The organism is Pseudomonas pohangensis (assembly GCF_900105995.1).
In the GTDB taxonomy this organism is placed as follows: domain Bacteria; phylum Pseudomonadota; class Gammaproteobacteria; order Pseudomonadales; family Pseudomonadaceae; genus Aquipseudomonas; species Aquipseudomonas pohangensis.
This window is the reverse complement of record NZ_LT629785.1, coordinates 1348433-1374025: the sequence shown is the minus strand read 5'-3', so window position 1 is coordinate 1374025 and position 25593 is coordinate 1348433. Positions and strand designations below refer to the sequence as shown.

At 63.6% G+C, this 25593-nt stretch carries 25 protein-coding genes and 1 other RNA gene; 10 read left to right on the top strand and 16 right to left on the bottom strand.

The genetic code is table 11. The features are described from left to right. Positions 1 to 5 precede the first annotated feature (5 nt). The 7 genes from BLT89_RS06475 to atzF all read left to right on the top strand — a co-directional run bounded on the left by BLT89_RS06475 (position 6) and on the right by atzF (position 10113). Positions 6 to 1073 (top strand): putative urea ABC transporter substrate-binding protein, encoded by a 1068-nt coding sequence (locus BLT89_RS06475; RefSeq protein ID WP_090193656.1) that lies wholly within the window; start codon positions 6 to 8, stop codon positions 1071 to 1073. Positions 1074 to 1218: 145 nt separating this feature from the next. Beyond that, complete coding sequence (locus tag BLT89_RS06470; RefSeq protein ID WP_090193655.1) at positions 1219 to 2034, top strand: ABC transporter permease; 816 nt, start codon at positions 1219 to 1221, stop codon at positions 2032 to 2034. Beyond that, positions 2031 to 2828 (top strand): ABC transporter ATP-binding protein, encoded by a 798-nt coding sequence (locus BLT89_RS06465; RefSeq protein ID WP_090193654.1) that lies wholly within the window; start codon positions 2031 to 2033, stop codon positions 2826 to 2828. The genes BLT89_RS06470 and BLT89_RS06465 overlap by 4 nt, the downstream gene beginning before the upstream one ends. After that, positions 2825 to 3553, top strand: coding sequence for an urea amidolyase associated protein UAAP1 (locus tag BLT89_RS06460; protein ID WP_090193653.1), 729 nt, complete (start codon positions 2825 to 2827; stop codon positions 3551 to 3553). The genes BLT89_RS06465 and BLT89_RS06460 overlap by 4 nt, the downstream gene beginning before the upstream one ends. 10 nt (positions 3554 to 3563) lie before the next feature. Further along, entirely contained in the window at positions 3564 to 4199 is a 636-nt protein-coding gene (locus tag BLT89_RS06455) for an urea amidolyase associated protein UAAP2 (RefSeq protein WP_090193652.1), read from the top strand. Positions 4200 to 4365: 166 nt separating this feature from the next. Beyond that, positions 4366 to 8145 carry an urea carboxylase gene (gene uca, locus BLT89_RS06450; protein WP_090193651.1) on the top strand — a complete coding sequence of 1260 codons (3780 nt, stop codon included), beginning with the start codon at positions 4366 to 4368 and terminating at the stop codon, positions 8143 to 8145. 162 nt (positions 8146 to 8307) lie between these two features. Further along, positions 8308 to 10113, top strand: a complete 1806-nt coding sequence (atzF, locus tag BLT89_RS06445) for an allophanate hydrolase (RefSeq protein WP_090193650.1) — start codon at positions 8308 to 8310, stop codon at positions 10111 to 10113. Between the two features lie 14 nt (positions 10114 to 10127). Here the strand turns inward: atzF and BLT89_RS06440 are convergent, their stop codons facing one another. From BLT89_RS06440 to BLT89_RS06395, 10 genes are all read right to left on the bottom strand, one after another. Continuing rightward, entirely contained in the window at positions 10128 to 11222 is a 1095-nt protein-coding gene (locus BLT89_RS06440; RefSeq protein ID WP_157718809.1) for a hypothetical protein, read from the bottom strand. Positions 11223 to 11378: 156 nt separating this feature from the next. Beyond that, a complete protein-coding gene (locus BLT89_RS06435) occupies positions 11379 to 11636 on the bottom strand; it encodes a hypothetical protein (protein ID WP_090193648.1) in 258 nt (85 codons plus the stop codon). Between the two features lie 96 nt (positions 11637 to 11732). Then, on the bottom strand, positions 11733 to 12473 hold the full coding sequence (locus BLT89_RS06430) for an enoyl-CoA hydratase/isomerase family protein (protein ID WP_090193647.1): 741 nt from the start codon (positions 12471 to 12473) through the stop codon (positions 11733 to 11735). A gap of 39 nt (positions 12474 to 12512) precedes the next feature. Then, positions 12513 to 13661 carry an acyl-CoA dehydrogenase family protein gene (locus BLT89_RS06425; RefSeq protein ID WP_090193646.1) on the bottom strand — a complete coding sequence of 383 codons (1149 nt, stop codon included), beginning with the start codon at positions 13659 to 13661 and terminating at the stop codon, positions 12513 to 12515. A 92-nt stretch (positions 13662 to 13753) separates the two neighbouring features. Next, a complete protein-coding gene (locus BLT89_RS06420) occupies positions 13754 to 14359 on the bottom strand; it encodes an NUDIX hydrolase (RefSeq protein WP_090193645.1) in 606 nt (201 codons plus the stop codon). Between the two features lie 113 nt (positions 14360 to 14472). After that, positions 14473 to 15072 carry a recombination mediator RecR gene (gene recR, locus BLT89_RS06415; RefSeq protein ID WP_090193644.1) on the bottom strand — a complete coding sequence of 200 codons (600 nt, stop codon included), beginning with the start codon at positions 15070 to 15072 and terminating at the stop codon, positions 14473 to 14475. Between the two features lie 322 nt (positions 15073 to 15394). Continuing rightward, positions 15395 to 15721, bottom strand: a complete 327-nt coding sequence (locus BLT89_RS06410; RefSeq protein ID WP_090193643.1) for a YbaB/EbfC family nucleoid-associated protein — start codon at positions 15719 to 15721, stop codon at positions 15395 to 15397. A 17-nt stretch (positions 15722 to 15738) separates the two neighbouring features. Continuing rightward, on the bottom strand, positions 15739 to 17655 hold the full coding sequence (gene dnaX, locus BLT89_RS06405; protein WP_090193642.1) for a DNA polymerase III subunit gamma/tau: 1917 nt from the start codon (positions 17653 to 17655) through the stop codon (positions 15739 to 15741). A 131-nt stretch (positions 17656 to 17786) separates the two neighbouring features. Continuing rightward, positions 17787 to 17883, bottom strand: an RNA gene (gene ffs / locus BLT89_RS06400) — signal recognition particle sRNA small type. A gap of 158 nt (positions 17884 to 18041) precedes the next feature. After that, complete coding sequence (locus BLT89_RS06395) at positions 18042 to 19721, bottom strand: DEAD/DEAH box helicase (RefSeq protein ID WP_090193641.1); 1680 nt, start codon at positions 19719 to 19721, stop codon at positions 18042 to 18044. Between the two features lie 104 nt (positions 19722 to 19825). On the opposite strand from BLT89_RS06395, the gene BLT89_RS17600 reads away from it, so the two are divergent. The 3 genes from BLT89_RS17600 to BLT89_RS06385 all read left to right on the top strand — a co-directional run bounded on the left by BLT89_RS17600 (position 19826) and on the right by BLT89_RS06385 (position 21550). Then, positions 19826 to 19981, top strand: coding sequence for a hypothetical protein (locus BLT89_RS17600; protein ID WP_157718808.1), 156 nt, complete (start codon positions 19826 to 19828; stop codon positions 19979 to 19981). A gap of 98 nt (positions 19982 to 20079) precedes the next feature. Next, a complete protein-coding gene (locus tag BLT89_RS06390; RefSeq protein ID WP_090193640.1) occupies positions 20080 to 20871 on the top strand; it encodes a crotonase/enoyl-CoA hydratase family protein in 792 nt (263 codons plus the stop codon). Between the two features lie 43 nt (positions 20872 to 20914). Next, positions 20915 to 21550, top strand: a complete 636-nt coding sequence (locus BLT89_RS06385; RefSeq protein ID WP_090193639.1) for an FMN-binding negative transcriptional regulator — start codon at positions 20915 to 20917, stop codon at positions 21548 to 21550. 21 nt (positions 21551 to 21571) lie between these two features. On the opposite strand, the gene BLT89_RS06380 is transcribed toward BLT89_RS06385, so the two are convergent. The 6 genes from BLT89_RS06380 to BLT89_RS06355 are packed head-to-tail and all read right to left on the bottom strand — an operon-like array spanning position 21572 to position 25514. Next, the gene (locus BLT89_RS06380; RefSeq protein ID WP_090193638.1) at positions 21572 to 22192 is read right to left on the bottom strand and encodes a c-type cytochrome; all 621 of its coding nucleotides are present in this window, start codon (positions 22190 to 22192) and stop codon (positions 21572 to 21574) included. Then, complete coding sequence (locus tag BLT89_RS06375) at positions 22185 to 22625, bottom strand: cytochrome c family protein (RefSeq protein ID WP_090193637.1); 441 nt, start codon at positions 22623 to 22625, stop codon at positions 22185 to 22187. The genes BLT89_RS06380 and BLT89_RS06375 overlap by 8 nt, the downstream gene beginning before the upstream one ends. Continuing rightward, on the bottom strand, positions 22622 to 23143 hold the full coding sequence (locus BLT89_RS06370) for a methylamine dehydrogenase light chain (protein WP_090198772.1): 522 nt from the start codon (positions 23141 to 23143) through the stop codon (positions 22622 to 22624). Before BLT89_RS06370 ends, BLT89_RS06375 begins: the two co-directional genes overlap by 4 nt. 12 nt (positions 23144 to 23155) lie before the next feature. Next, entirely contained in the window at positions 23156 to 23752 is a 597-nt protein-coding gene (gene mauD / locus BLT89_RS06365; RefSeq protein WP_090193636.1) for a methylamine dehydrogenase accessory protein MauD, read from the bottom strand. Continuing rightward, positions 23749 to 24297, bottom strand: a complete 549-nt coding sequence (locus BLT89_RS06360; RefSeq protein ID WP_090193635.1) for a MauE/DoxX family redox-associated membrane protein — start codon at positions 24295 to 24297, stop codon at positions 23749 to 23751. The genes mauD and BLT89_RS06360 overlap by 4 nt, the downstream gene beginning before the upstream one ends. Then, positions 24291 to 25514, bottom strand: coding sequence for an amine dehydrogenase large subunit (locus BLT89_RS06355; RefSeq protein WP_090193634.1), 1224 nt, complete (start codon positions 25512 to 25514; stop codon positions 24291 to 24293). The genes BLT89_RS06360 and BLT89_RS06355 overlap by 7 nt, the downstream gene beginning before the upstream one ends. Positions 25515 to 25593: the final 79 nt, after the last annotated feature.

The following is a 25593-nucleotide window of genomic DNA, read 5'->3' as shown; positions in this document are numbered from 1 at the left end:
CACCCATGTACAAGAACCTGCTCTCCTCGCTGATCGTTGCCGGCCTGTCTGCCGCCCTGAGCCTGCCCGCCCACGCCGAACAGAAAGACCACTTCAACGTCTGCTGGACCATCTATGCAGGCTGGATGCCATGGCAATACGGCGAAGCCTCCGGCATCGTCGACAAGTGGGCGAAGAAATACGACATCAGTATCGATGTCACCCAGATCAACGACTATGTCGAATCGATCAACCAGTACACCGTTGGCCAGTTTGACGGCTGCACCATGACCAACATGGATGCCCTGACCATTCCTGCTGCCGGCGGTGTGGACAGTACCGCGCTGATCATCGGGGACTTCTCCAACGGCAACGACGGCGTCGTGGTCAAAGGCGACAACAAGACCCTGCAAGACCTCAAAGGCATGGACGTCAATCTGGTCGAACTGTCCGTCTCCCACTACCTGCTGGCTCGCGGTCTGGAATCAGTCGGTCTGGCCGAGAAGGACCTGCGTGTGGTCAACACCTCCGACGCCGACATGGTCGCCGCCTTCGCCACGCCAGACGTCAAGGCAGTAACCACCTGGAACCCGTTGCTGGCCGAGATCGAAGCCACACCGAACGTGAGCAAGGTATTCGACTCCAGCCAGATCCCCGGTGAAATCATCGACCTGATGGTGGTCAACAGCGACACCCTCAGGGACAACCCGAAGCTGGGCAAGGCGCTGACCGGCGCCTGGTACGAAATCATGGCCACCATGAGTGCCGACACCCCGGCCGGCAAGGCTGCTCGCGAGGCAATGGCTAAAGCCTCCGGTACTGACTTGGCCGGTTACGACGCCCAGCTGGCCGCGACCAAGATGTTCTACACAGCCAAAGATGCCGTGGCCTTTGCCAACAGCGCGAAACTGCCGGCGACCATGAGCAAGGTGGCGGAGTTCTCCTTTGCCCACGGCCTGCTCGGCGAGGGTGCACCCAGCGCCGAAGCCATTGGCATGAGCTTCGCCAAGGGCGTGACCACCGGCGACCAGAACAACCTCAAACTGCGCTTCGACCCGGCCTACATGCAGATGGCGGCTGACGGCACGCTCTAACCGGCAGGATATGTGTTTGATCGTTCCCACGCACTGCCTGGGAATGCAGCCCGAGACGCTCCGCGTCTCAGCCTGTGGACGCAGAGCGTCCGATTCCGGGTTCCCACGCTGAGCGTGGGAACCATCCTTAACCGTGAGAAGCACTATGCGCCTGATCAACCGACACCCCGATCGCGGTGGCCGTTTGCTGCTGATCCTGTTGCCCTTTGCCTTGCTGTTGTTTGCCTACTTTGCCGGCTCTGTTTCCAGACTGGCAGAGAACCCCAACGACAAACTGTTGCCCAGCGCCAGCCAGATGGCAGCAGCGGTGGATCGCCTGGCGTTTACCGAAGACAAGCGCAGCGGCAACTACCTGTTCTGGGAAGACACCGGCTCCAGCCTGGCGCGGCTGGGCATGGGTATCGGCATCGCCGCCCTGCTGGGGTTGTGCCTGGGCATCGCTGCCGGCGTGTTGCCGCTGTTCGGCGCACCGCTGTCGCCACTGCTAACGGTGCTGTCGATGGTGCCGCCGCTGGCGATACTGCCGATTCTGTTTATCGTGTTTGGTCTGGGCGAACTGTCCAAGGTGATGCTGATCGTGATCGGCATCACCCCGGTGCTGGCCCGTGATCTGGAACAGCGTGCCCGCGAGATTCCCACGGAAATCCTGATCAAGGCGCAGACCCTCGGTGCCAGCACCTGGACCCTGATCCTGCGGGTGGTGTTGCCGCAACTGCTGCCGCGCCTGCTGATCGCCCTGCGTCTGGTGCTCGGCTCGGCCTGGCTGTTCCTGATTGCCGCCGAAGCCATCGCCAGTACCGACGGCCTCGGCTACCGCATCTTCCTCGTGCGCCGCTATATGGCCATGGATGTGATCCTGCCCTACGTGCTGTGGATCACCCTGCTGGCCTGGCTGATGGACCTGGGCCTGCGCCGCCTGACCCGGCTGGCCTTTCCCTGGTTCGAGGGAGTCAAGGCATGAAGCCCTTTATCGAAGTCCGCAATGTATGGCAGAGCTACAGTGACCAGGTGGTACTTGAGCGCTTGAACCTGTCGGTCAACGAAGGCGAGTTCTGCACCCTGGTCGGTGCTTCCGGCTGTGGCAAGTCGACCTTCCTGCGCCTGCTGCTGGGGCAGGAACGACCGAGCAAGGGCGAAATCCTCCTCGGCGGCGAACCCCTGGCCGGCGAGCCGGACGCCAGCCGTGGTGTGGTGTTCCAGCGCTACTCGGTATTCCCTCATCTATCCGTACTGGACAACGTTGCCATCGGTCTGGAGCTGCCCAAAGCACCCTTCCTCGGCCGGCTGTTCGGCGCCGCCAAGCGTGCAGCCCGTGATCAGGCGGCGGTAATTTTGCACAAGGTCGGCCTCGGCCATGCCCTGGACAAATACCCCAGCCAGCTGTCCGGCGGCATGCAGCAACGCCTGGCGATTGCCCAGGCACTGATCATGCAGCCACGGGTGTTGCTGCTCGACGAGCCGTTCGGCGCCCTCGACCCGGGTATCCGCAAGGACATGCACGCCCTGCTGCTGGAACTCTGGCAGGAAACCCGCCTCACCGTGTTCATGGTCACCCATGATCTGAGTGAAGGTTTCAGCCTGGGCACTCGCCTGCTGGTGTTCGACAAGGTGCGCCTCGACCCCCATGAGCCCGGCGCCTATGGCGCACGCATCACCTACGACATCCCCCTCAACAGCGACCGCCGCGCCCGCCGTGAGGCCGTCGCCCACCTGCCGCCGCAACTCGGCGCGCAATTGCAAGGAGCCTCGCAATGACAGCTGCCCTGAGCCTGCGTCCCACCCTCTATGAAGAACTGCTGCCCGGCGGTGGCCACACCTCCTTTGTGCTCAAGCGCGGCCAATTGCTGCGCATCAGCGACCTTGAAGGCGGTGCCAATGTCAGCCTGCTGCTGCTCTCGGCCAGCGAGAAAAGCGAGCGGCTGAACCTGCCCGACAGCCTCAAGTGCCAGCACACCGCCAAACTCACGGCCGGCCACTGCCTGTATTCGGACATGGGCCGGGTGCTGGCGGCGATCACTGCCGACACCTGTGGCTGGCACGACAGTTTCGGCGGTGTACTCAACGCCGAAGAAGTCGCCGAGAAATACGGCCAGGGCCGCTATCAGGAATTGCGCAACGGTTTCTTCCGCAACGGCGTGGACAACCTGCTGGTGGAAATGGGCAAGTGGAACCTCAACCTGCAAGACCTGCTGATGAACCTCAACCTGTTCAGCAAGGTCACGGTGGATGGCGACGGCCGCTTCCAGTTTGTGCCGGATAACTCCAGGGCCGGCGACTACATCGAGCTGTATGCGCCGATGGATACCCTGGTGGTACTCACCGCCCTGCAACACCCGATGGACCCCGACCCGATCTATGCGCCCAGGCCGGTGCAACTGAGCTGGCACAAGGTCAAGAGCGATGGCATCAGCGTGCTCTGCCGCACCTCGCGAGCGGAAAACGCGCGCGGCTTTCACAACACCGAACGTCAATACCTCTGAGGGCGCCCCGATGAGCCTTACTGCAAGCGATAAACATGCCGCCAGCGCGGTCTACCGCCACGAAATCCCGGCCGGCGAGCCCTTCCTCTGCGAAGTCAAAGCCGGGCAGACCGTGCGCCTGCTCGACCTGGAAGGCAACCAGGCGGTGGACACGCTGTTCTTCAGCGCGAAAAATCCGCGCGAGCGCTACGACCCGCAACGCACCCTGCGCAAACAAAACAGCGTGTACCTGACCACCGGCACCGTGCTGTATTCCAACCTGGGCAACCCGCTGCTGACCATAGTGGCCGACACCTGCGGCCGCCACGACACCCTCGGCGGCGCCTGCGCCCAGGAAAGCAACACCGTGCGTTACGCCCTGGACAAGCGCCACATGCACAGCTGCCGCGACAACTTCCTGCGCGCCAGCCTGCACGACGGCCGCCTGGAGAAGCGCGACATCGGCGCCAACATCAACTTCTTCATGAACGTGCCGGTCACTCCCGAAGGCGGCCTGACCTTCGAGGACGGCATCTCCGGCGCCGGCAAGTATGTGGAACTCAAGGCAGAAATGGACGTAATCGTGCTGATCTCCAATTGCCCGCAATTGAACAACCCGTGCAACGCCTACAACCCGACCCCGGCCGAGGTGCTGGTGTGGGATTGAAATGCCAATTTGTAGGGTGGGCTTCAGCCCACCAATCTGCCCCGCCGGCGGGCTGAAGCCCACCCTGCCGGGTTAGCGCGCGAGCAACTAATTATTCCACCACGGACGACCGTGGTGCAGACCGAATACTGCGGGACGGCCCGCCTTGCCTTTCGAGGGCAAATCCATGTTCGACAAACTGCTGATCGCCAACCGTGGCGCCATTGCCTGCCGCATCCTGCGCACCCTGCGCGAGCTCAAGGTGCAAGGCGTGGCCGTCTATTCCGAAGCCGACGCCGCCAGCCTGCATATCCAGCAGGCCGACGAGGCCCACAGTCTGGGCGAAGGCCCGGCGGCCGGCACCTATCTGGTGGTGGAGAAAATCCTCGCCGTGGCCCGGCAGACCGGCGCCAAGGCCATTCACCCCGGCTATGGCTTTCTCTCGGAGAACGCCGCCTTTGCCGAAGCCTGCGAGGCCGCCGGTATCGCCTTTGTCGGCCCGACGCCCGAGCAGCTACGGGTATTCGGCCTCAAGCACACCGCCCGCGCGCTGGCCAAACAGCACGGCGTACCCATGCTGGAAGGCACCGAACTGCTGGAAAACCTCGACGCCGCGCTGGTTGCCGGTGAACAGGTCGGCTACCCGGTAATGCTGAAAAGCACCGCCGGTGGTGGCGGGATTGGCATGCGCGTGTGCCACAGCGCTGCCGAGCTGAGCGATGCCTTTGAGGCGGTCAAGCGCCTGGGGCAGAACAACTTCAGCGACAGCGGCGTGTTTATCGAAAAATACATCCAGCGCGCCCGCCATCTGGAAGTGCAGGTGTTCGGCGACGGCCAAGGTGACGTGCTGGCCCTCGGCGTGCGTGATTGCTCGGTGCAGCGGCGCAACCAGAAAGTGCTGGAAGAAACCCCGGCACCCAACCTGCCGGCCGGCATGGCGGATGAGCTGTGCGCGGCGGCGATCAAGCTGGCCAAGGCGGTCAATTACCGCAGCGCCGGCACCGTGGAATTCGTCTACGACAGCGAAGCCGCGCGCTTCTACTTCCTCGAAGTGAACACCCGCCTGCAAGTGGAACACGGCGTCACCGAACAGGTGTGGGGCGTCGACCTGGTGCGCTGGATGATCGAGCTGGCGGCCGGCGATCTGCCGCCGCTGAGTGAGCTGGGCAAAGGCCTGAAAGCCAGCGGTCATGCGATTCAGGCACGCTTGTATGCCGAAGACCCGGGCCGCGATTTCCAGCCCAGCCCCGGTCTGCTCACCGCCGTGCAGTTCCCGGCGGCCGACGGCAAGCACCTGCGTATCGACACCTGGGTCGAAGCCGGCTGCGAGATTCCGCCCTACTTCGATCCGATGATCGCCAAGCTGATCACCTGGCAGCCGACCCGCGAAGAAGCCAGCGCCGCGCTGAACCAGGTTCTGGCCGACACCCTGCTGTATGGCGTGGAAACCAACAGCCAGTACCTGCGGCAGATTCTGTGCGACAAGCCCTTCGCCAGCGGCGAACCCTGGACGCGCTGCCTCGAAGGCCTGGTCTATCAGGCTCACACCTTTGAGGTGCTTTCCGCCGGCACCCAGACCACGGTGCAGGACTTCCCCGGCCGACTCGGTTACTGGGCGGTCGGCGTGCCACCGTCCGGGCCGATGGACGACCGCGCCCTGCGTTTGGGCAACCGCCTGCTGGGTAACGCCGAAGGTGCCGCCGGCCTGGAAATCACCATGAGCGGCCCATTGCTGCGCTTTAACACCGACGCGGTGGTGGCGGTCACCGGCGCGGCGATTCCCCTGAGTGTGGACGGCGTCGAACAACCGATGAACAGCGCCCTGCTGATCAAGGCCGGTAGCACCGTCAGCCTCGGCACCATCGCCGGCAGCGGCGCACGTGCGTATCTCACCCTGCGCGGCGGCCTGCAAGTGCCGGACTATCTGGGCAGCAAAAGCACCTTCACCCTCGGCCAGTTCGGCGGCCACGGCGGCCGCGCCCTGCGCGCCGGCGACGTGCTGCATATTCCAGCCCTAAGCGACCTCACCGCCGGCGCAACCCTGCCGAGCGAACTGTGCGCAGCCCTGCCAGCGGTGCGGGAAATCCGTGTGATCTACGGCCCCCATGGCGCACCGGAATACTTCACTCCGGCCTACATCGACACCTTCTTCAACACCGCCTGGGAAGTGCACTTCAACTCCAGCCGCACCGGCGTGCGCCTGATCGGGCCCAAGCCGGAATGGGTACGCGACAGCGGCGGCGAAGCCGGTCTGCACCCCTCCAACATCCACGACAACCCCTATGCCATCGGCGCGGTGGACTTCACCGGCGACATGCCGGTAATCCTCGGCCCTGACGGCCCGAGCCTAGGCGGTTTCGTCTGCCCGGTGACGGTGATCGAGGCCGACCTCTGGCAGCTCGGCCAGCTCAAGGCCGGCGACAAGCTCAAGTTTGTACCGGTGGCTATCGCCACGGCGCGGCAGCTGGCCAAAGCGAAAAACAACGAATGCGCTGACCTCTGTAGGCGCCAGCTTGCTGGCGATCCTGCGGCACCCCTGATCGCGAGCAAGCTCGCTCCTACGCAAGCGAATGTGTTGGCCTCGCCCATCGTGCTCGACATCGGCGACGCCGACAAACGCCTGGTGGCACGCCTGTCCGGCGACACCCACCTGCTGCTGGAAATCGGCGCGCCGGAGCTGGACCTGGTGCTGCGTTTCCGTGGCCATGCGCTGATGCAGGCGCTGGAGCGCAAATTCGGACTGCGTCAGGGCGTCGCGAGTGCGGCCGAGGCTAGGCAAAATTCGGCGAAGAAGCGCAGTTTGCATGGAGCAAATGAGTATTCTGAGCCGGGTTTTAACAACCCATCGGCAAACGCAGCAGCTCTGACTCAGTTCGCCAAGGGCGTGATTGATCTCACGCCCGGCATCCGCTCACTGCAAGTGCACTATCAACCCGAAACGCTGGCGCTAAATGAGTTGCTCGAGATAGTCGCCGGCGAGTGGGACGCGGTGTGCAATGCGCAGGACTTGAAAGTACCCTCGCGCATCGTCCATCTGCCGCTGTCCTGGGATGACCCGGCCTGCCAGCTGGCCATCAACAAGTACATGACCACGGTGCGCAAGGACGCGCCCTGGTGCCCGAGCAACCTGGAATTTATCCGCCGCATCAACGACCTGCCCAATCTGGATGAGGTCTACAAAACCGTGTTCGACGCCAGCTACCTGGTGATGGGCCTGGGGGATGTGTATCTCGGCGCACCGGTGGCCACGCCGCTGGACCCGCGCCACCGGCTGGTCACCACCAAGTACAACCCGGCGCGCACCTGGACCGCGGAAAACTCGGTGGGTATCGGCGGCGCCTACATGTGCGTGTACGGCATGGAAGGCCCCGGTGGTTATCAGTTCGTCGGCCGCACCTTACAGATGTGGAACCGCTACCGCGAAGTCGCCGCCTTCGATGGCAAGCCGTGGCTGCTGCGCTTCTTCGACCAGATTCGTTTCTATCCAGTTAGTGCCGATGAGCTGCTGAAAATTCGCCGTGATTTCCCGCTCGGTCGTTATGACTTGCGCATCGAACACAGCGAACTGGCGCTGGCCGACTACCAGGATTTTCTCGACAAGGAAGCGCAAGGCATCGACGCCTTCCGCCAGCAGCAGCGCGGGGCTTTTGCTGCCGAGCGGCAACGCTGGATCGACTCCGGTCAGGCCCATTTCGACAGCGAGGAAGTGGCCGTGGACATCGGCGAGGACAGCCCGCTCGGCGCCGGCCAGCACGGCATCGACAGCCATATTGCCGGCAACCTGTGGCAGGTGCAGGTCGAGGAAGGCGCGACGGTGAAAGCCGGTGATGTGCTGGTGATTCTGGAGTCGATGAAAATGGAAATTCCCCTGCTCGCCCCGCGCGACGGCGTGGTGCGCGAGGTACGGGTGCAACCCGGCTCGCCGGTACGCGCCGGCCAGCGCGTGGTGGTGCTGGAAGAAGCCTGAAACAGGTACAGCCGCTGCTCGTTGCCACGCTCCCGCGTGGCAACGCCGCCCGGACGCTCCAACCTCCCGAAGTGGGCTCTCACGCGGGAGCATGGGAGCCATCAAACACGGTGGGCTGAAGCCCACCCTACACCTGCCAAACCGCAGGTAAGGAAGCCGAACATGCTACATCCATTCGACCTGCGCCTCGACGCGCTGCAAGCCGCTTACCGCGATGGCACTCTGACTCCGCGTACCTTGTTGCTCGCGCTGGGTAAACGCGCGGCCGCGCTGAATCCCGAATTCAATTTGTTTATCCATCTCTGCAACGAAGCCGAGCTGGAACCTTACCTGGCCGCGCTGGACGGTAAATCCCCGGCCGAGTTGCCACTGTTCGGCGTGCCCTTCGCCATCAAGGACAATATCGACTTGGCCGGTATCCCTACCACCGCCGCCTGCCCGGCCTTTGCCTACACCCCGGAGCGCAGCGCGACCATCGTCGAGCAGCTGATTGCTCTGGGCGCGGTGCCGCTGGGCAAGACCAACCTCGACCAGTTCGCCACCGGCCTCAACGGCACCCGCTCGCCCTATGGCGAATGCCGCAACAGCCTGCACCCGGACTACCCGTCCGGCGGCTCCAGCGCCGGCTCCTCGCTGGCCGTGGCCCTGGGTGTGGCCAGCTTTGCCCTGGGCACCGATACCGCAGGCTCAGGCCGGGTACCGGCGGCGCTGAATAATCTGGTCGGATTAAAAGCCAGCAAGGGCCTGCTCTCCACCGCCGGCGTGGTGCCGGCCTGTCGCAGTCTGGATTGCGTTACCTACTTCACCGCTACGGCGCGCGAAGCCAGTCAATTGTTGGCCCTGACCGCCAAGCTGGACCCGCGGGATGAATACAGCCGCAGCAACCCATTGTGGAACGACGCCAGCGCCTTCGGTGCGCCACGCAAAAGCTTCCGTTTTGGCGTACCCAAACAGTTGGAGTTTCTCGGCTGCGCGGAAAGCCCGGCGCTGTTTGCGCAGACCATCGCACAGCTCAAAGCCATGGGCGGCGAAGCGGTGGAAATCGACTTCGCGCCTTTCCTCGAAGCCGCGCGCCTGCTGTATGCCGGGCCCTGGGTGGCGGAACGCTACAGCGTGGCCGGCGCCCTGATCGAACAGCAGCCGGATGCCGTGTTGCCGGTGATCAAGGATGTGCTGGCCAAAGCACCCGGCGTGACCGGCGTCGCCACCTTCCAGGCGCAATACCGCCTGCAGGCGCTGAAAACCCAGTGCGACCTGATCCTGACGGAGCTCGATTGCGTACTGACCCCGGCCTACCCGCGCCCGGTGACGCTGGCCGAACTGCACGCCGAACCGGTGCTGCGCAATTCCGACCTGGGCTACTACACCAACTTTATGAACATGCTGGATTACGCCGCCGTCGCGGTGCCGGCCGGCTTTATGGCCAACGGTTTGCCCTGGGGCATCACCCTGTTCGGCCGGGTGTTTACCGATCAGTACCTGCTCGGTCTGGCCGATGCCCTGCAACGCCAGCACAACTTGCCGCTGGCCGGTGAACGCCAGTCGGATCTACCCGCACCTACCAACCCGGCACGCAACGACAGGGCCCGGGTGGTGGTGTGTGGCGCCCATCTCGACGGCCTGCCACTGAACTGGCAGCTCAAGCAGCGCGGCGGCCGCCTGCTGCAGGCCACCCACAGCTCGCCGGATTACCAGCTGTACGCCCTGGCCGGTGGCCCGCCCTTTCGCCCGGGCATGCTGCGGGTGGCCGAAGGCGGCGTGGCCATCGAAGTCGAGGTCTGGGAGCTGCCCAGCAGCGAGCTGGGTTCCTTCCTCGGCGGCATCCCGGCGCCGCTGGGTCTGGGCAAGGTGCAGCTGGCCGACGGGCGCTGGGAAAGTGGCTTTATCTGCGAGCCCTATGGCCTGGAGGGAGCGCTGGACATCAGCCACTTCGGCGGCTGGCGCGCCTATATGCACAGCAAAGCCTGAAGCGGATTGCAGTTTCAGCGGGGCCGGTACATGTCCGGATAATCGACAGGCGCTGCCGGCTGCTGCTGATACTCGAGCGCCGGCTTAGCCGGGGCGGCAATACCTGCTGGCGGCAGTTCCATTTGTAGCGGCCGGGTCAGCAGCTTGAGACGATTGCCCTCGATTTCGGCGGACAGGTAATACACCCCGGCCAGCACCCCGGCTTCCCGGTCATCCAGCAACGCCTGCCAGTCCTCCTCAAAAGCCTGATTGAGGACAGTCCCGAGTTGCGCCTCCATTTCCGCCTTGCCGGCCTGATGGGCGACCACCCCATAGGCGGCGGAACCGACAGATATGATCAGGCTGGCGGCCTTGCCCACCACGGCCGAAAGCGAACTGGCCGCACCCCTGGTCGCCAGTTCCGACTCCAGCTTTTCACCGGCGCGCTGCGCCACTGCAGAAATTCCTTTGCCGGAAGCATTTTCCGCCGCGTTGTCCGCTGCCGCATTGATCCTGCCCGACAGGGCTTTATAGGCTGGCAGCTTGCCCAGCGGGACAGTATTCACCAGCTGGTAGAGCGAGGCCCTGCGGGCTGGCGGAGCACCGAGGCTGATTGCCGGTATTTCCTGCAGGCGTTGCTCGAACTGCTCTTCCGGCACGGCATAGCGCTCGGGAATCTGCTGCAGCTGCTTGCCCAGGTGATAGACGTAGAAGTGGGTTGTTTGTTCTCGAATCAACTCTGGCGAAATCTGCCTGGCAACCGGATCGAGCACCTGATCCTGATACTCCTCCTGCAGATAGCCGGCCAGCCGGGCCGCCGTAGCTTCGGACTCGCCACCTTCGCGCACCTGGTACCAGGCGACTTTCATGCCCAGCCATTGCTGGGTCCAGTAGCCGCTGTACCAGGGAATGAATTCTTTTTCCGTACGCTGGCGGACCAGTGTCTTCCACTGCTCCATGTTGCTGCGCGCGTATGCCTGCGCACCATCCGCCGCGGTTTGTGAGGCTGCGACAATGTCCCAGTCAACCCATTCCCAGGTGCTTTGCGGGACCACTACCGGGGGCGGCTCAGGGCTCCTGGATGCACACCCGCCGAGCAGCAGCAATACCGTCAATGTGCGCAAATTCAAGGCTGCACCCCTCCAGCAAAGCCGGCCGCGGCACGGCTTCGATTGCTTGTTTTGCAACAGCGGAAGGCGTTACCGATATTCTGAGCATAGGCGCTGAGGAAGGATCAGCCCCGGCGCAGGTGTACCCGGGCGGCGCAGAAAACCGCTGGCGCCCGACTAGGGCAGCCGGTTGCCGAGCATCGGCGTGATGAAATAGCCGAAACTGGCGATCAGCCCGCCGAAGAACAGACCTACCCCGACAGCCATCAGCCACCACTCCTGAAGCTCCGGGTCGCCCGGATAGATGAAGGCGGAAAACAGGATGGCCAGGGGCATGAGCAAGGCCGCCAGCGGAATGATCACCAGCCCGAGCTGGCTGCGCTGCCGCAGATAGATGGTCAGGATCAGGGTGGCGGCCAGCGCTAGCATCATCATGGTGAGGGGTTCCCTGGTTGCGAACGGACTGGCTGCAGATTAAAGCATCAGGCCGCAACAGACCCCAATGCTTTTCCCGGCAGGCTGCCCGCCCGGCTACTTCAGGCCGGCCTGCATGCGCTGCTGCATGTCCTCGGGCAGCCCGAACGGACATTCGCGCTCAAAGCGCAAGGCTTGCTGGTAAGTCTGCTCCTGCGCAGCCAGCAGCAACGCCTTGACGATGCGATTGGTGCCCGGTGAGTTGGCGACGATCTCGGCGGCCAGCTTGCCCACAGCGGCATCCAGCTGGTCATCGGCCACACAGTGATCGACCAGCCCGATCTGCAAGGCATCCGCCGCGCTGATGCGGCGGCTGGTGAACATCAGCTCCTTGGCCATCGAGCGACCGACCCGCAGCGGCAGGCGCACCGACATGCCCCACACCGGCACCAGACCCCATTGCCCATGGGTATCCCCGAGCCGGGCCGACTCGGCTGCAATCAGGATGTCGCAGCCCAGTGCCAGCTCCAGACCGCCGGTAAAACAGTGGCCCTGCAGGCGGGCGATGGTCGGTTGCGGCAAGGCTTCCAGCGCATCGATGGTTTCTGCCGCAAACAGTTCGCCCTCCAGCGCACCCTTCTCTTCGCTGATGGTGGACAGGTCGTGTCCGGCGCAGAACGAACGCCCGGCGCCGGCCAGCACCACGCAAGCAATGCTTTTGTCCGTCGCCAATACCGTCAGGTGGGCTCGCAACTCGACAAAACTCTGCGGGCACAGCGCATTGAGCTTGTCCGGACGATTCAGGGTCAGGGTGCAGACACCCTGATGATCATGACGGCTAACCAGTTGCTCGCTCATGGCGGTTTGCCCCTCGTTGCATGGCGTGGCGGCGCTGATTTACAGCCCCATTTGCTTGCTGATGATTTCGTTCATCACTTCGCGGGTACCGCCGCCGATCGACAGGATGCGGTTATCCCGATACAGCCGCTCGACCAGGCTTTCGCGCATGAAGCCCATGCCGCCGAGAATCTGCGTGGCGTCATAGGTGATGCGGTCGGAGACATCCGTGGCGAAATTCTTGGCCATGGAGATTTCCTTGATCACGCTCTTGCCGGCAGCCATCTGCGCGGCCTGGCGATAGGTGAACTCGCGGGACACTTCCAGCTGGGTAGCCATCTCGGCCAGGCGGTGCTTGAGCACCTGGAACTTGCCGATCGGCTTGCCGAAGGCCGCGCGCTCTTTAGCCCATTTCAACGCCTCTTCCAGCGCCAGTTGCGAAGTCATGTTGGCCATGATCGCCAGCGACAACCGCTCGCTCTGGAAGTTGGCCATGATGCAGGCAAAACCCATGTTCTCCATGCCGATCAGGTTCTCCACCGGCACCTTGCAATCGTCGAAAAACAGCTCGGCGGTGTCCGAGGCCCACCAGCCCATCTTCTTCAATGAACGGCCGACGGTGAACCCCGGCGTGCCCTTCTCGATCAGCAGCAGACTGACGCCGCCGAAACCGTCACCGCCGGTACGCACCGCCACCGTGTAGTAATCGGCACGCACACCGCTGGTGATAAAGGTCTTGCTACCGCTCACGCGATAAAAATCCCCGTCGCGCACGGCGCGGGTTTTCAGGCTGGCCACGTCGGAACCGCCGGACGGCTCGGTGATGGCCAGCGCCATGATCTTTTCGCCAGTCAGCACCTGTGGCACCACCCGCTCACGCAGCGCCGGCTTGCCCCACTTGAGCAGCGGCGGCATGCCGATATCCAGCGAGCCGATACCGGCCACCAGACCGCCGGAGCCGCAACGCATCAGCTCCTCACTGGCCGCCACCTTGGCAAACAGGTCACCTTCATAGCTGCCGCCATATTGTTCCGGATAGCCGATACCGAGAATCCCGGCGGCGCCGGCCTTGAGGTACAACTCGCGGGGAAATTCTTCAGCCTCCTCCCACTCATCGATGAACGGCAGGATTTCACGCTCGACAAAACGGCTGACCGAGTCGCGGACCAACTGGTGTTCCTGATTGAAGTATTGCTGTGCTGCGGACATGACCGACTCCTGTAATTGCTGCAGAGACCATACCAAGCGCTTGCTTGGCAAACAAAGGGGAGTCTGGCCATGCAACAGGTCATTTATGCCTGTTACGCGCCGGGACGGGCTACCCGCAGCAACTCCCTGGTCATCATCAGCGACAGGCCCCACAGCCGCGCCCCGTCCAGATCGATACAGGGCGCCGGAACGCGCAGACCGGCAACACGCCAGATCAGGGTCTGCCGGCGCAGCGGATCACTCAGCCAGGACAAGGGTACCCAGTGCAGCTCGGCAGCTTCGATACCCGGCTTGAGCCGGAGCGCCTGCGGCGTGCGGTAGACATAGGGCGAAACCACCATGGGCAGCGGTCGCGCATGCTCTTTGGTCAAGACATCGGAAAGCCGACCAATGGCTTCGACCCGCCCGGCAGGATCAAACCCGGTTTCCTCCTGCAATTCGCGCAAGGCCGCGGCACGGGTGCTGGCATCCTCCCGCGCCACCCTGCCACCGGGGAAGGAGACATGGCCCGACCAGGGATCGCCAGCGCGTTCGGCGCGTTTCATCAGCAACACCACGGGTTCATCCGGGTTGCCATCCAGGCCGCAATCGGCGAGCAACAGCACCACGCCGCAACGCCTGACCCAGCGCCGGCCGGGAATCCGTCGGGCAGCGTGAGCCTGCAAGCGCGCAGCGATAAGGTCGATAGGTGTCGGCATGCCGGGTTTTCTGATCCGCAGTGTTGTCGCGATGGGCAAAACGCCTCATCCGCCCATGCTGCAGCATTGCGCCCTGCAGATGCAAAGGCTAGCGCTGCGCAGCAGCCAATCGCTCAGGCACCCATCGGCCGGCGGCCGGCCAGTGCGTGGGCCAGGGTGCCGCCATCGACCATCTCCAGCTCTCCACCCAGCGGCACACCGTGGGCGATGCGCGTCATGCTCAGGCCTTTGCCGGCGAGCATCTGCGCGATGTAGTGGGCGGTGGCTTCGCCTTCGACGGTCGGGTTGGTGGCCAGGATGATCTCGCTGAAACTGCCGGCCTCGACCCGCGCCAGCAACTCGGGGATACCGATGGCTTCCGGGCCCAGCCCGTCCAGCGGTGACAGATGGCCCTTGAGCACGAAGAAGCGCCCGCGAAAGCCGGTCTGCTCCACGGCAAACACCTCCAGCGGACCTTCCACCACACACAGCAGGCTGTCATCCCGGCGCGGATCGGCACACAGCGGACACAAGGCGTCCTCGCTGAGGGTGCGACAGCGCTGGCAATGCCCTACCCCTTCCATCGCTGCCGTCAGCGCCCGCGCCAGTTGCAGGCCACCGCTGCGATCGCGCTCAAGCATCTGCAACGCCATGCGCTGCGCGGTCTTCTGCCCGACACCGGGGAGGATGCGCAGCGAATCGATCAATTGGCGAATCAGCGGGCTGAAGCTCATGGGGATTACCTGAAATATTCGGATGGTGGAGAACGGCGCAAGGCCTTCTCCAGCGTGGCCAGGTATGTGACTGGCAAAACATGATTGCCTTGCACTGGAGTGAGCCTGCTCGCGGTCCACAGCAAAGCAAAAGCATCGCGAGCAAGCTCGCTCCTACGGAGTCACCTGATCAATAACGCACGAATAACCCGGGGTGCAAGTGCTGATCAGACGCTGTGCAGAGCAAGGCGCAGTCCGGATCGGGCAGCGGCGTTTACTGGCCGTAAATGCGCATGCCCGATCCGGATTGCAACGCAGCTATGTGCAGTGGCGGACGCCTCGTTCAGAAAGGCATTTTGAAGCCTGGGGGAAGCTGCATCCCGGCAGTCATGCCGGCCATCTGCGACTGGCTGTTGGCCTCGATCTTGCGCACCGCGTCGTTCACCGCCGCAGCGATCAGGTCTTCAAGGATTTCCTTGTCTTCCTGCATCAGGCTGTCATCCAGACTGATGCGCTTGACGTCATGCCGACCGGTCATCACCACGCTGACCAGCCCGGCGCCGGATTGACCGGTCACTTCGGCGTTGGCCAGTTCTTCCTGCATCTTCTGCATTTTTTCCTGCATCTGCTGGGCCTGCTTCATCAGACCGGCCATGCCACCTTTCATCATTTTGCTCTTCCTCGGCGTTACAGGGGTTCTATGGATTCGGGGCGAATGCTGGCCCCGAACTGTTCAATCATCTGGCGAATCAGCGGATCGTTACGGATCGCCTCCTCGGCCTGGTGCTGGCGCTCGATTCGCTTGCGCGCATTGGCCTGCGCCGGAGTTTCCTGCGCAGGCTTGATCACCTCGATCTGCAGCTGGATGCTGCGGCCCAGGTGCTGGTTCAGTGCATCGTTCAGGCGCTGCTGCTGGCTGGCATTGAACAACGCGCTTTGCGCCGGGTCCAGATGCAGCGTCCAGGCATCGCCCTCCCTGGCCACCAGCGTACAGTTGGCCGCAATGCTGCCGGTCATGCCGGACAAGCCGATCTGCGGACACAGCAGAAGCCATTCGGCGGCCAGCCCGGTGGCCGGCTGCACGGCCGGCAGGATGTCTACCCCGGCCTCGGCAGCCGGTTGAGCATCGAGCAATACATCCATCTGCAGCAGATCGGCAGCTTCGGAATCGTAGTAGCCCTCATCCGAATTCGGCGGCTCGTCACTTTCACTGTCTGCCGCCTCAACCGCTGCAACAGCAGGGGCAAGTGCTGCTTGCGCCGGCTTGCCCGGTACATCCCATGGCAGATCAATCGCCTCTGCAGGCTGCACTGGCGCAACAGCAGCTGGCGAATCAGCGGCTGTTACGGCCTGGACCACCGCAGCCGCAGGTGCCGGCCTGGTTTCAGCAGCTACGGGGGGCACTGCAGCGGCAACCGGCGCCGTTACTGCAACACCGGCCACTGGGTTGGTAGTGGAATCAGCCGTGGCCTGACTGATCCCCAGCGTCTTTAGTGGTCGTTGCGGCGCGTCCTCGCTGTCTGCCGGACGAAACGCCAGCATGCGCAGCAGCACCATTTCGAAACCGCTGCGCGGATCCGGCGCCAATGACAGGTCGCGCCGGCCGATCAGGCCCATCTGGTAATAGAACTGCACATCTTCAGCCGGCAGGGCTTGGGCCAGTGCCAGCACGCGCTCGCGATCACCCTGGCCGTTGTCGACCGCCTCGGGCAGAGCCTGGGCGATGGCGATGCGGTGCAGCACATTGAGAATCTCCGCCAGCAAGCCGTTCCAGTCCGGCCCGTGCTCGGCCAGATGCCGTACGGCTTCGAGCAAAGCCCGCGCATCGCCCGCCAGTAGCGCATCGAGTACGCCATAGACCTGGCCCTGATCGAGGGTGCCGAGCATCGTCCGCACATCGGCGGCCAGTACCTTGCCATCGCCAAAGGAGATGGACTGATCGGCCAGACTCATGGCATCGCGCATCGAACCGTCGGCAGCACGGCCGAGCAGCCACAGGGCGTCCTCCTCGAAGGGGATGTTTTCCGTAGTCAGTACATGGGTCAGGTGCTCGACCACCCGCTCCGGCGGCATGTTCTTCAAGGCGAACTGCAGGCAGCGCGACAACACGGTGATCGGAAGCTTCTGCGGATCGGTGGTGGCGAGCAGGAATTTGACGTGGGGTGGCGGCTCTTCCAGGGTTTTCAGCAGCGCATTGAACGAGTGCCCGGAGAGCATGTGCACTTCGTCGATCAGGTAGACCTTGTAGCGCCCGCGGGTCGGTGCGTACTGCACGTTATCCAGCAGTTCGCGGGTGTCCTCGACCTTGGTACGGCTGGCCGCATCCACTTCGATCAGGTCCATGAAGCGACCTTCGTCGATTTCCCTGCAGATCGAGCAGGTGCCGCAGGGTGTGGAGCTGACCCCGGTTTCGCAGTTCAGGCACTTGGCGAGAATGCGCGCGATGGTGGTCTTGCCCACCCCGCGGGTGCCGGTGAACAGATAGGCATGGTGCAGGCGCTGGTTATCCAGAGCGTTGATCAGGGCCTTGAGTACGTGGGTCTGCCCGACCATTTCGCTGAACGAGCGCGGACGCCATTTGCGTGCAAGAACCTGATAACTCATTGATATTCATCGCCACGGGTGCAGAAGACGGCAATGCTAACGGAGCAGGCGGCAAATTGCATCCAAAGCTGCGTCTGGCTGCGCGCCGGGAAGGTCGGGAAAGCGGATTTTCATGCCTTGAATGGTGGCAACCCTACCAGCCACACCCCGGCACACAATGTCACCGCTGCGGCTGCTCCCTTCCAGGCCTGACCGGGTTCACGGCTGATCGTTGCGGGGGGACCGATAGGGCCGCCATAACGCTGCTCACCCTTGCGGTAAGCGGCGCCATTGTAACGGCTTAACGGCAACTTTCAACCGCGCCGGCACAATCCGCCACACAAAAAAACGGCCCGACTGCACAGGGCAGCGGGCCGTTGGTATGGCAGATCAGGCCTGGGCGCTGATCAATCCTCGCGGTAGCGACGCAGCTTCAGGGCCTTGCCGGCTACGCGGGTGTCCTTGAGCTTGGCCAGCAGGCGGTCGAGGCCTTCTTCGGGCAACTCCACCAGACTGAAGGCTTCACGGATCTGGATGCGCCCGATGGCCTCACGGCTCAGACCACCCTCGTTAAGGATGGCACCGAGCAGGTTTTTCGCGGCAATGCCGTCGCGGGTACCCAGAGCGGTACGGCAACGTGCGCGGCCTTCGGTCAGCGGCATCGGGGCCCGTGGCGGACGGCTGTCGGAAGAACCGGAGGTGCTGCGACTGCTGCGCTCGTTACGCTCGCGCGGGCCGGAGGCGTTGGGTACCAGCGGCTGTTCACGCTCGACCTCGGCCAGTGTCAGCGATTGCCCGTTGGTGGCCTTGCGCAACAATGCAGCGGCCAACGCACGCGGACTGCAGCCGATGTCGGCAACCAGACGATCGAGCAGATCACCATGGGTACTTTCCGCATCGGCAACCAGTGGTGCCAAGCTGTTAGTAAGCTTCTTGATGCGTGCATCAAGTACCTGCTTGGCATCCGGCAGGCGGATTTCGGCAATTTTCTGCCCGGTCACCCGCTCGACCGACTGCAGCATGCGGCGCTCGCGCGGTGTCACCAGCAGCAAGGCACGCCCTTCCCGGCCGGCACGGCCGGTACGACCGATCCGGTGCACGTAGGATTCCGGGTCGTAAGGCATGTCGACGTTGAGTACGTGGGTGATGCGCGGTACATCCAGACCACGCGCGGCCACATCGGTAGCCACCACGATATCCAGACGCTTGTCTTTCAGCGACTCGATGACCCGCTCGCGCTGGTTCTGCGCAATGTCGCCATTCAGTGCGGCGACCTTGTAGCCCCTGGCTTCCAGTGCTGAAGCCAGATCCAGGGTAGCCTGCTTGGTGCGCACGAAAGCGATCAGTGCATCGAAGTCTTCCACCTCGAGCAGGCGCGATACGGCAGCGATTTTCTGATCGGCATGCACCATCAGGAAGGCCTGCTGGATGGCTTCCACGGTCTGGGTCTTGTTGGCGATCTTGATGTGCTTGGGCTCACGCAGGTGCTTGCCGGCGATACCACGAATGGAAGCCGGCAGGGTGGCGGAGAACAACACGCTCTGGCGCTCGGCCGGCATGGCCTCGAAGATCACTTCCAGGTCATCCATGAAGCCCAGCTTGAGCATTTCATCGGCTTCGTCGAGTACCAGGAAGCGGATGGTCGACAGCACCTGATTGTTGCGGCTCAGGTGATCCACCAGACGGCCCGGGGTCGCCACTATCACTTGCGCGCCCTTGCGGATGGCAGCCAGCTGCGGGCCCATCGGCGCGCCACCGTAAACGGCTACCACATTAAGGCCGGGCATCTGCTTGGCGTAGGTTTCAAAGGCGGTAGCCACCTGCAAAGCCAGTTCGCGGGTCGGCGCGAGAATCAGCGCCTGTGGCTCGCGCCTGGTCGGATCGATCTTCGACAGGATCGGCGTGGCAAAGGCTGCCGTCTTGCCGGTACCGGTCTGTGCCTGGCCGATCATGTCGTGGCCGGCGAGAATCACCGGAATGGCTTGTTCCTGAATCGGGGACGGCTCTTCGTAGCCAACTGCGGACACTGCCGCGAGAACATTGGGGTGAAGTCCGAGCGCGGCGAAGCCGCCGGGTATCTGGGTCATGGGTCTGCCTCATATGCATCCGCAAAGACCCAAGCCCTCTAGGCTGCACTTGCCGTGAAAGACCTTGTGGGTCGCCCTGGCAGCCTGAAATGAAGAGTAATTGCGTGAACGCTGGTGAAATAAGTTGCGTCAAGGAGGTCCGCAAGGCGGACCAGCAGTCGAAGCGCGGCTTCGAGATGTTGAACCTGAACGAGGCCAATCGTTTGGCCGGCGCGAATCATACAGGAAAACCCCGCGCAGCGGTTATCTATTGCGCCTGAACCGAATGAAAGCCGCTCCGCACATGGACAACCCCGGTGCTGGCAGCTATATCCCATCAGGCAAGTACTTAACTGCTGCCCGGATCAAGGAATAAGCCATGACAGCCTCCAGCGCCGGCCGTGTCACGCGTGAGAAGCGCGGCAACATCATGCTCATCGGCCTGGACCGGGTGTCCAGGCGCAATGCCTTTGATCAACCCATGCTCACCGATCTGGTTCTCGCCCTGGGTGAATACGAGCGCGATGCCAGTGCGCGCTGCGTCCTGATCTTCGCCCATGGCGAACACTTCACCGGCGGCCTTGATCAGGCCAGTGTCAGCGAACTGCTGCGCAGTGGCTGGGAACTGCCCAGAGACGCCATTGACCCCTGGGGCACCTTCGGCGGTCCGCGCCTGAGCAAGCCGTTGATCGTTGCGGTACAGGGCGCCTGCTTCACCATCGGCATCGAGCTGATGCTGGCTGCCGATATCAGCCTGTGTGCCAGCAACACCCGTTTTGCACAAAAGGAAGTACAGCGCGGCATCCTGCCCTTTGCCGGCGCCACCCTGCGCCTGCCGCACGTTGCCGGCTGGGGCAATGCCATGCGCTGGCTGCTGACCGGCGACGAATTCGACGCAGCCGAAGCCTACCGCATCGGCCTGACCCAGGAAGTGCTGGCCAGCGAAGACCTGCTGCCACGGGCACTCTGGCTGGCAGAACGGATCGCCGCACAAGCACCGCTGGGGGTGATGGCCACACTGGCCAGTGCCCGTCAGGCCTTCACTCAGGGCCCTGAGGTAGCTGCGCGCAGCCTCAAGCCGCTGGTCGCGCAACTGCTCACCAGCGAAGACGCCCGCGAGGGCCTGCTGGCCATGCAGGAACGCCGGCCGGTGCAGTTCAAGGGCCGCTGACTGCGTTATTGTTGCAGCCTGACTTTGCCGAGACCCGCTCCCCATGTACGTGCCCGCCCATTTCGCTGAACACCGCCCGGAACAACTGCAGCAACTGATCCGCCAATACCCGCTTGGAGTGCTGATCACCCACGGCGATGAAGGCCTGGATGCCAATCACCTGCCCTTCGAGCTGCTGGCCGATCAGGGTCCCTGCGGCACGCTGATCGGTCACGTCGCGCGGGCCAATCCGCTATGGCGCGAAGCGAGTGAAGGCCTGGATGTGCTGGTGGTGTTTCGTGCCGAAGAAGCCTACCTCTCGCCGAACTGGTATCCGAGCAAGCATGAGCAACACAGACAAGTACCGACCTGGAATTACCGCGTGGTACATGCCCACGGCCGCCTGCGGGTGCGCGACGATGAGCAGTTCGTGCGTGGTGTCGTCGCACGTCTGACCCGCACCCATGAAGCCCGGGCAGGCGCCGAGAAGCCCTGGAAGATCACCGACTCCAGCCCCGAATTCATCGCACAGATGCTGGCGGCGATTGTCGGTATCGAGATCGAACTGACGCGGCTGGAAGGCAAGTTCAAGCTCAGCCAGAACAAGGATGCGCGGGATATCGAAGGCGCGGCGCAAGGCCTGCAGGCCCGGGGCAAGCTGCAACTCGCAGAGCAGATGCGCGCAGCCAGACCCGAGTAACCGGCGCAGCTACCAGCCTGACTATGAACCCGAACCAAGGGTTTCGATGTAAGCCACCACCGCCTGGCGTTGCTGCTCATCGTTGATCTGGGTAGCCACCGTGCGCATCCACTTGGCGCGGATATCGGCGTGCGCATCCGCGCCGCGCCAGCCTTGCACGAATGCCTGCAACTGCTGGTCGATATACCAGCCGCCGAGGATGCGCAGGTCAGGTGTCTGTTGTTGCGGGTAGCCCTGGGCGAACTGCCCGTGGCAAGCGGCGCAGGCATCCGCATAGAGCGCGGCGCCGGACTGGCTGGCAGCACTCGCCGGGACAGGCTGCCTGGCCAGCTGCAGGGCAGCGTAGTACCCGGCAAGCCCGGCTATCTGCGTATCGCTCAGGCTGGCTGCCATGCTACGCATTTGCTGGCCGGGCTGATCCTGTTCGGCATAGCCGCGCCGGCCGGCCCTGAAGTTCTGCAGCTGGCGTGTCAGGTACTGCTCGCCCTGCCCGGCCAGACGCGGCGCACCCAGGGCCTGATCGCCCAGCCCTTGGGCGCCGTGGCAGGCCGCACAGCTGGCCAGCAGGGCGGCATCCGGCTGCTGCGCCCGGGCCGTCAGTGCCAGCGGCAACAGCACGGCCAGAATAATCAGCTTATTCATCGGACAAGGCTCCTGTGGGCGGCGTTGGCTGTCGGGCGATCTGCACCAGCAGCTGCACGCGGATCGCCGAGGGATTGGTCAGCGGCTGCTGGCGCAACTGGCCGACTTCGGCTGCGCTGTACGGCAGGAAGCCACCGGGCAGTTCGGCGCCGCTGAAGTTGTGCAGCATCCAGTTCAGCACCCGTGCCAGCCCCTCATCATCCAGGGCCGACTGTGCCGAGCCCGGCACCTGCACCAGATACTCGCGGCCACCGGGTACAGCGAGAAAGCGCCCCATCTGCTGACGCAGGTCGGGGACCTGGCGTTGCGGAAAACCACGGCCGTCAGGCAGGTGACAGCCCTGGCAGTTGAGCATGTAGTCGGCCTGCGCCGGCTCGGTCGCCCAGGCCGGGCCTGCCGCCAGCAGCAACACCAGCGCGATGCGCCGGATCAATGCTCTTTCACCCCGATCACCACCGACAGCGAGCAGTGGTACGGCACATTGGCCTGGCTGCCGGTACACCAGTTGAGATCGTTGGAGCTCTGCGGCCGGTAGATCGGTGTATCGCCCTGGTCACGCTGGCAGATGCAGCGGCCACAGTTACTTTTGCCGCAGCAATCGTTGTAGGAAATGATGTAGTCCTTGCCGTCCACGGGGTTGCGACAGGTGCCGATCCAGGTGATATCCGACTTCACCGTACCCGGCGGGCAAGTGCTGGCCGTGCCACCACAACAACCGCAGAGAAAACCGTCGATGGCGCAATGCCGCCAGTAGTCGCAACTGTTGGGGTCACCCTCTTCCGCCACGCTGGTCGCGGCAAACGCACCCTGGCGATACACCGGCAGCAAGGTAAAGGCGCCGGCGCCAATCAGCAGGGTCCCCAGACTGCCGAGAAAGCCACGGCGCGAGGTGCTGCGCGCGCTCTGCCGGGTCATTTTCTCGGTCAGCCGATCCAGCCAGTTATTCTCCATCTTCATTGCCCCTCAGCCATGGGCCGCGTGAAATTGCTGCACCGATGCATAGCCCAGCCGGTGCGCCTCGAACAGGCTTTCCAGATGTTCACGGGTATTGATCAGACCGTGGGCCGCCACCTTGCCCTGACCGTCAATCAGCACGCCATAGGGCAGCTTGCCGATCTGGTAGGCCATGCCCACCTCAGGCGACAACAGGTAGGGGAAGCCGTCCAGCCCTTCACGGCGGATAAAGGCCTGCTGTTCGCCCTCCTCGCCGTCACTGGCCAGCACCACCCGCAGCCAGTCGCGCTCGCGGCTTTGCATGGACTTGAGCACCGGCAACAGGGTTTTGCATACCGGGCAAGTCGGCGAGAGGAAAAACAGCAAGGTCGCTAACCCGTCAGGCTGCACCCCGCCCAGGCTCACGGCTCCGCCCGTCAGGCCCGGCAGATTGAATAGCGGCGCATCCTCGCCGGCCTTGATTACCTTGCCCAGCGCCAGCGCACCCACCGGACGGATGCGTTCGTGCAGCAGGCCGATCTGCCGCGCCAGCGCCAGCACCGTCAGCAGCAACGCCAGAATCACCAGCCAGGCCAGAATATTCGAGACAACCAGCGCCTGAATCATAGGGACAACTCCCGGGCAGTCTGTTGATTGGCGATCAGGCTGTTCGCCAGTAAATACAGGACACAGCCACACAGCAGCACCGCCGCGATCACCAGCCCGTCGTAAACGCCCAGTTCACGGCTGCGCGGTGCCTGCAGCAGACTCAGCGCCAGCCCGCTCAGCAACAGGTTGCGCCAGACCAGCGCGGCACTGACGGCCTGATGCTGCGCGCCGAAGTGACAGCCGCAGTCGGCAATGCGCCGGCCTTTGAGCAGGCTCAGGGCCATGGCGGCGGCATAGGCCAGCAGCAAAGCGGCGCCCGGCACGGCGGCAAGCGGATAGCCCGATGAAATTAGCAGACCCGCGGCAGCAGCCAGCTCCAGCCAGGGCACTAACAAAGCGGCCGGACGCACCAGTCGCTCAGGCAGCAGGGCATAGCTTTGCAGGATCGCGCTAAAGCCCGCCCGGTTGCGCAGCTTGTGCCAACCCGCCGCGCCGAACAGCAGGGCCAGACCCAGACTGACGGCAGTCAGCCAGACCGGGTCGCGCAACAGTTCCATCACCATGGCAGCACCATATTCAGATAACCGTAAGGCAAACCTTCGACACTGCGCAGGTGTTTGCCGCTGTCGGCGTCATACAGATTGACCGCCTGCTGCAGCCGCCGCAGCACGCCGTCCTGGCCTTCGGTCAGGTAGATCCAGGCACCGGCCAGCAGCGGCATTGGCAACACGAAATCCACGCTGTACAGGCGCGGCTGCGCGCCGGGGCTGACGCCGATGGCGATGCTCTGTTCTTCCAGCTCGATGCTCTGCACTTTCTCGCCGCTGCGCACGTTGTAAACCCAGACCTCGGTGCCCGGCTCCTGGAAGGTCTCCGGCCCGCCCTGGTGCATCAGCACAAACAGCCGGCCGCTTTCGCCGTGCACCGCCGTGTGCTGCACGCCGCTGATGCGCCAGTCGTCATCCCGTTCGCTGGCACTGACCAGCGACCACTGCTTGCTCACCTGCAGCTGTTCGGCGCCCATCTGAATCGCATAGGCCTGACCCTCGCGGGAGACGAAGTACCAGGTATCGCCAATCCGTGAAGCGGCCGTGGACAGCAGGTCCTTGAGCGGATCGAACAGCGGTTTGCTGCGTTCCTTGAGCACCACCTCGCCCTGCTCGCCCAGCCGCAGATGCAGGAAACCGCCGTCACCACAGATGGAATAGAAATCCCGCGCACCGGCCGGATAGATCGAGGCACAACCGGGCGTCTCCACCTCGCCGACAAAGCGGTCGGCATCCAGATCGACAATGCTGATCGACTGCGCCGGGGTGAAATTCAGCACCAGCAGAAAACGCTCGTCATCCGACAGCACACTCAGGCCGGTATTGCCCAGAGCATTGATGCGCTTGGGCGGAATGGCAATTTCGCGCTTGGGGCTGAGGGTCAGCGGGTCATAGACCGTGACCATGTCGCTGCGGGTGCCACGGGTGCCACGGCTGAAATAGGTTTCAACGGCAAACAGTTCGTTGCGTGACGGCGCCGGCAACAGGCTGTTGAACCAGAAACCGGTATCCAGCTGACCGAGCATCTTGCCGTTGTCATCGAACAACAGGGCGCGGCCGTCGATCATGCTTGGCGCACGGTTGCCCCATATCCAGAACCAGTGCTGCCCGTCATGGGCCGGCAGAACCTCGACCCCGGCCTGCTCGGGCTGAATCTCGGCCAGCACGCCGGTCACCGGCCAGGCCAACAGCGCGATACACAGTGTGAAACCCCTGAGCAGGCGTTTGAGCATCTTCGGATTTCCCGTCATTCGGTCAATGGTCAACAGCTTCCAGCATAGCCCAGCAGGACTGCAGCCTGCCGCTATAAGC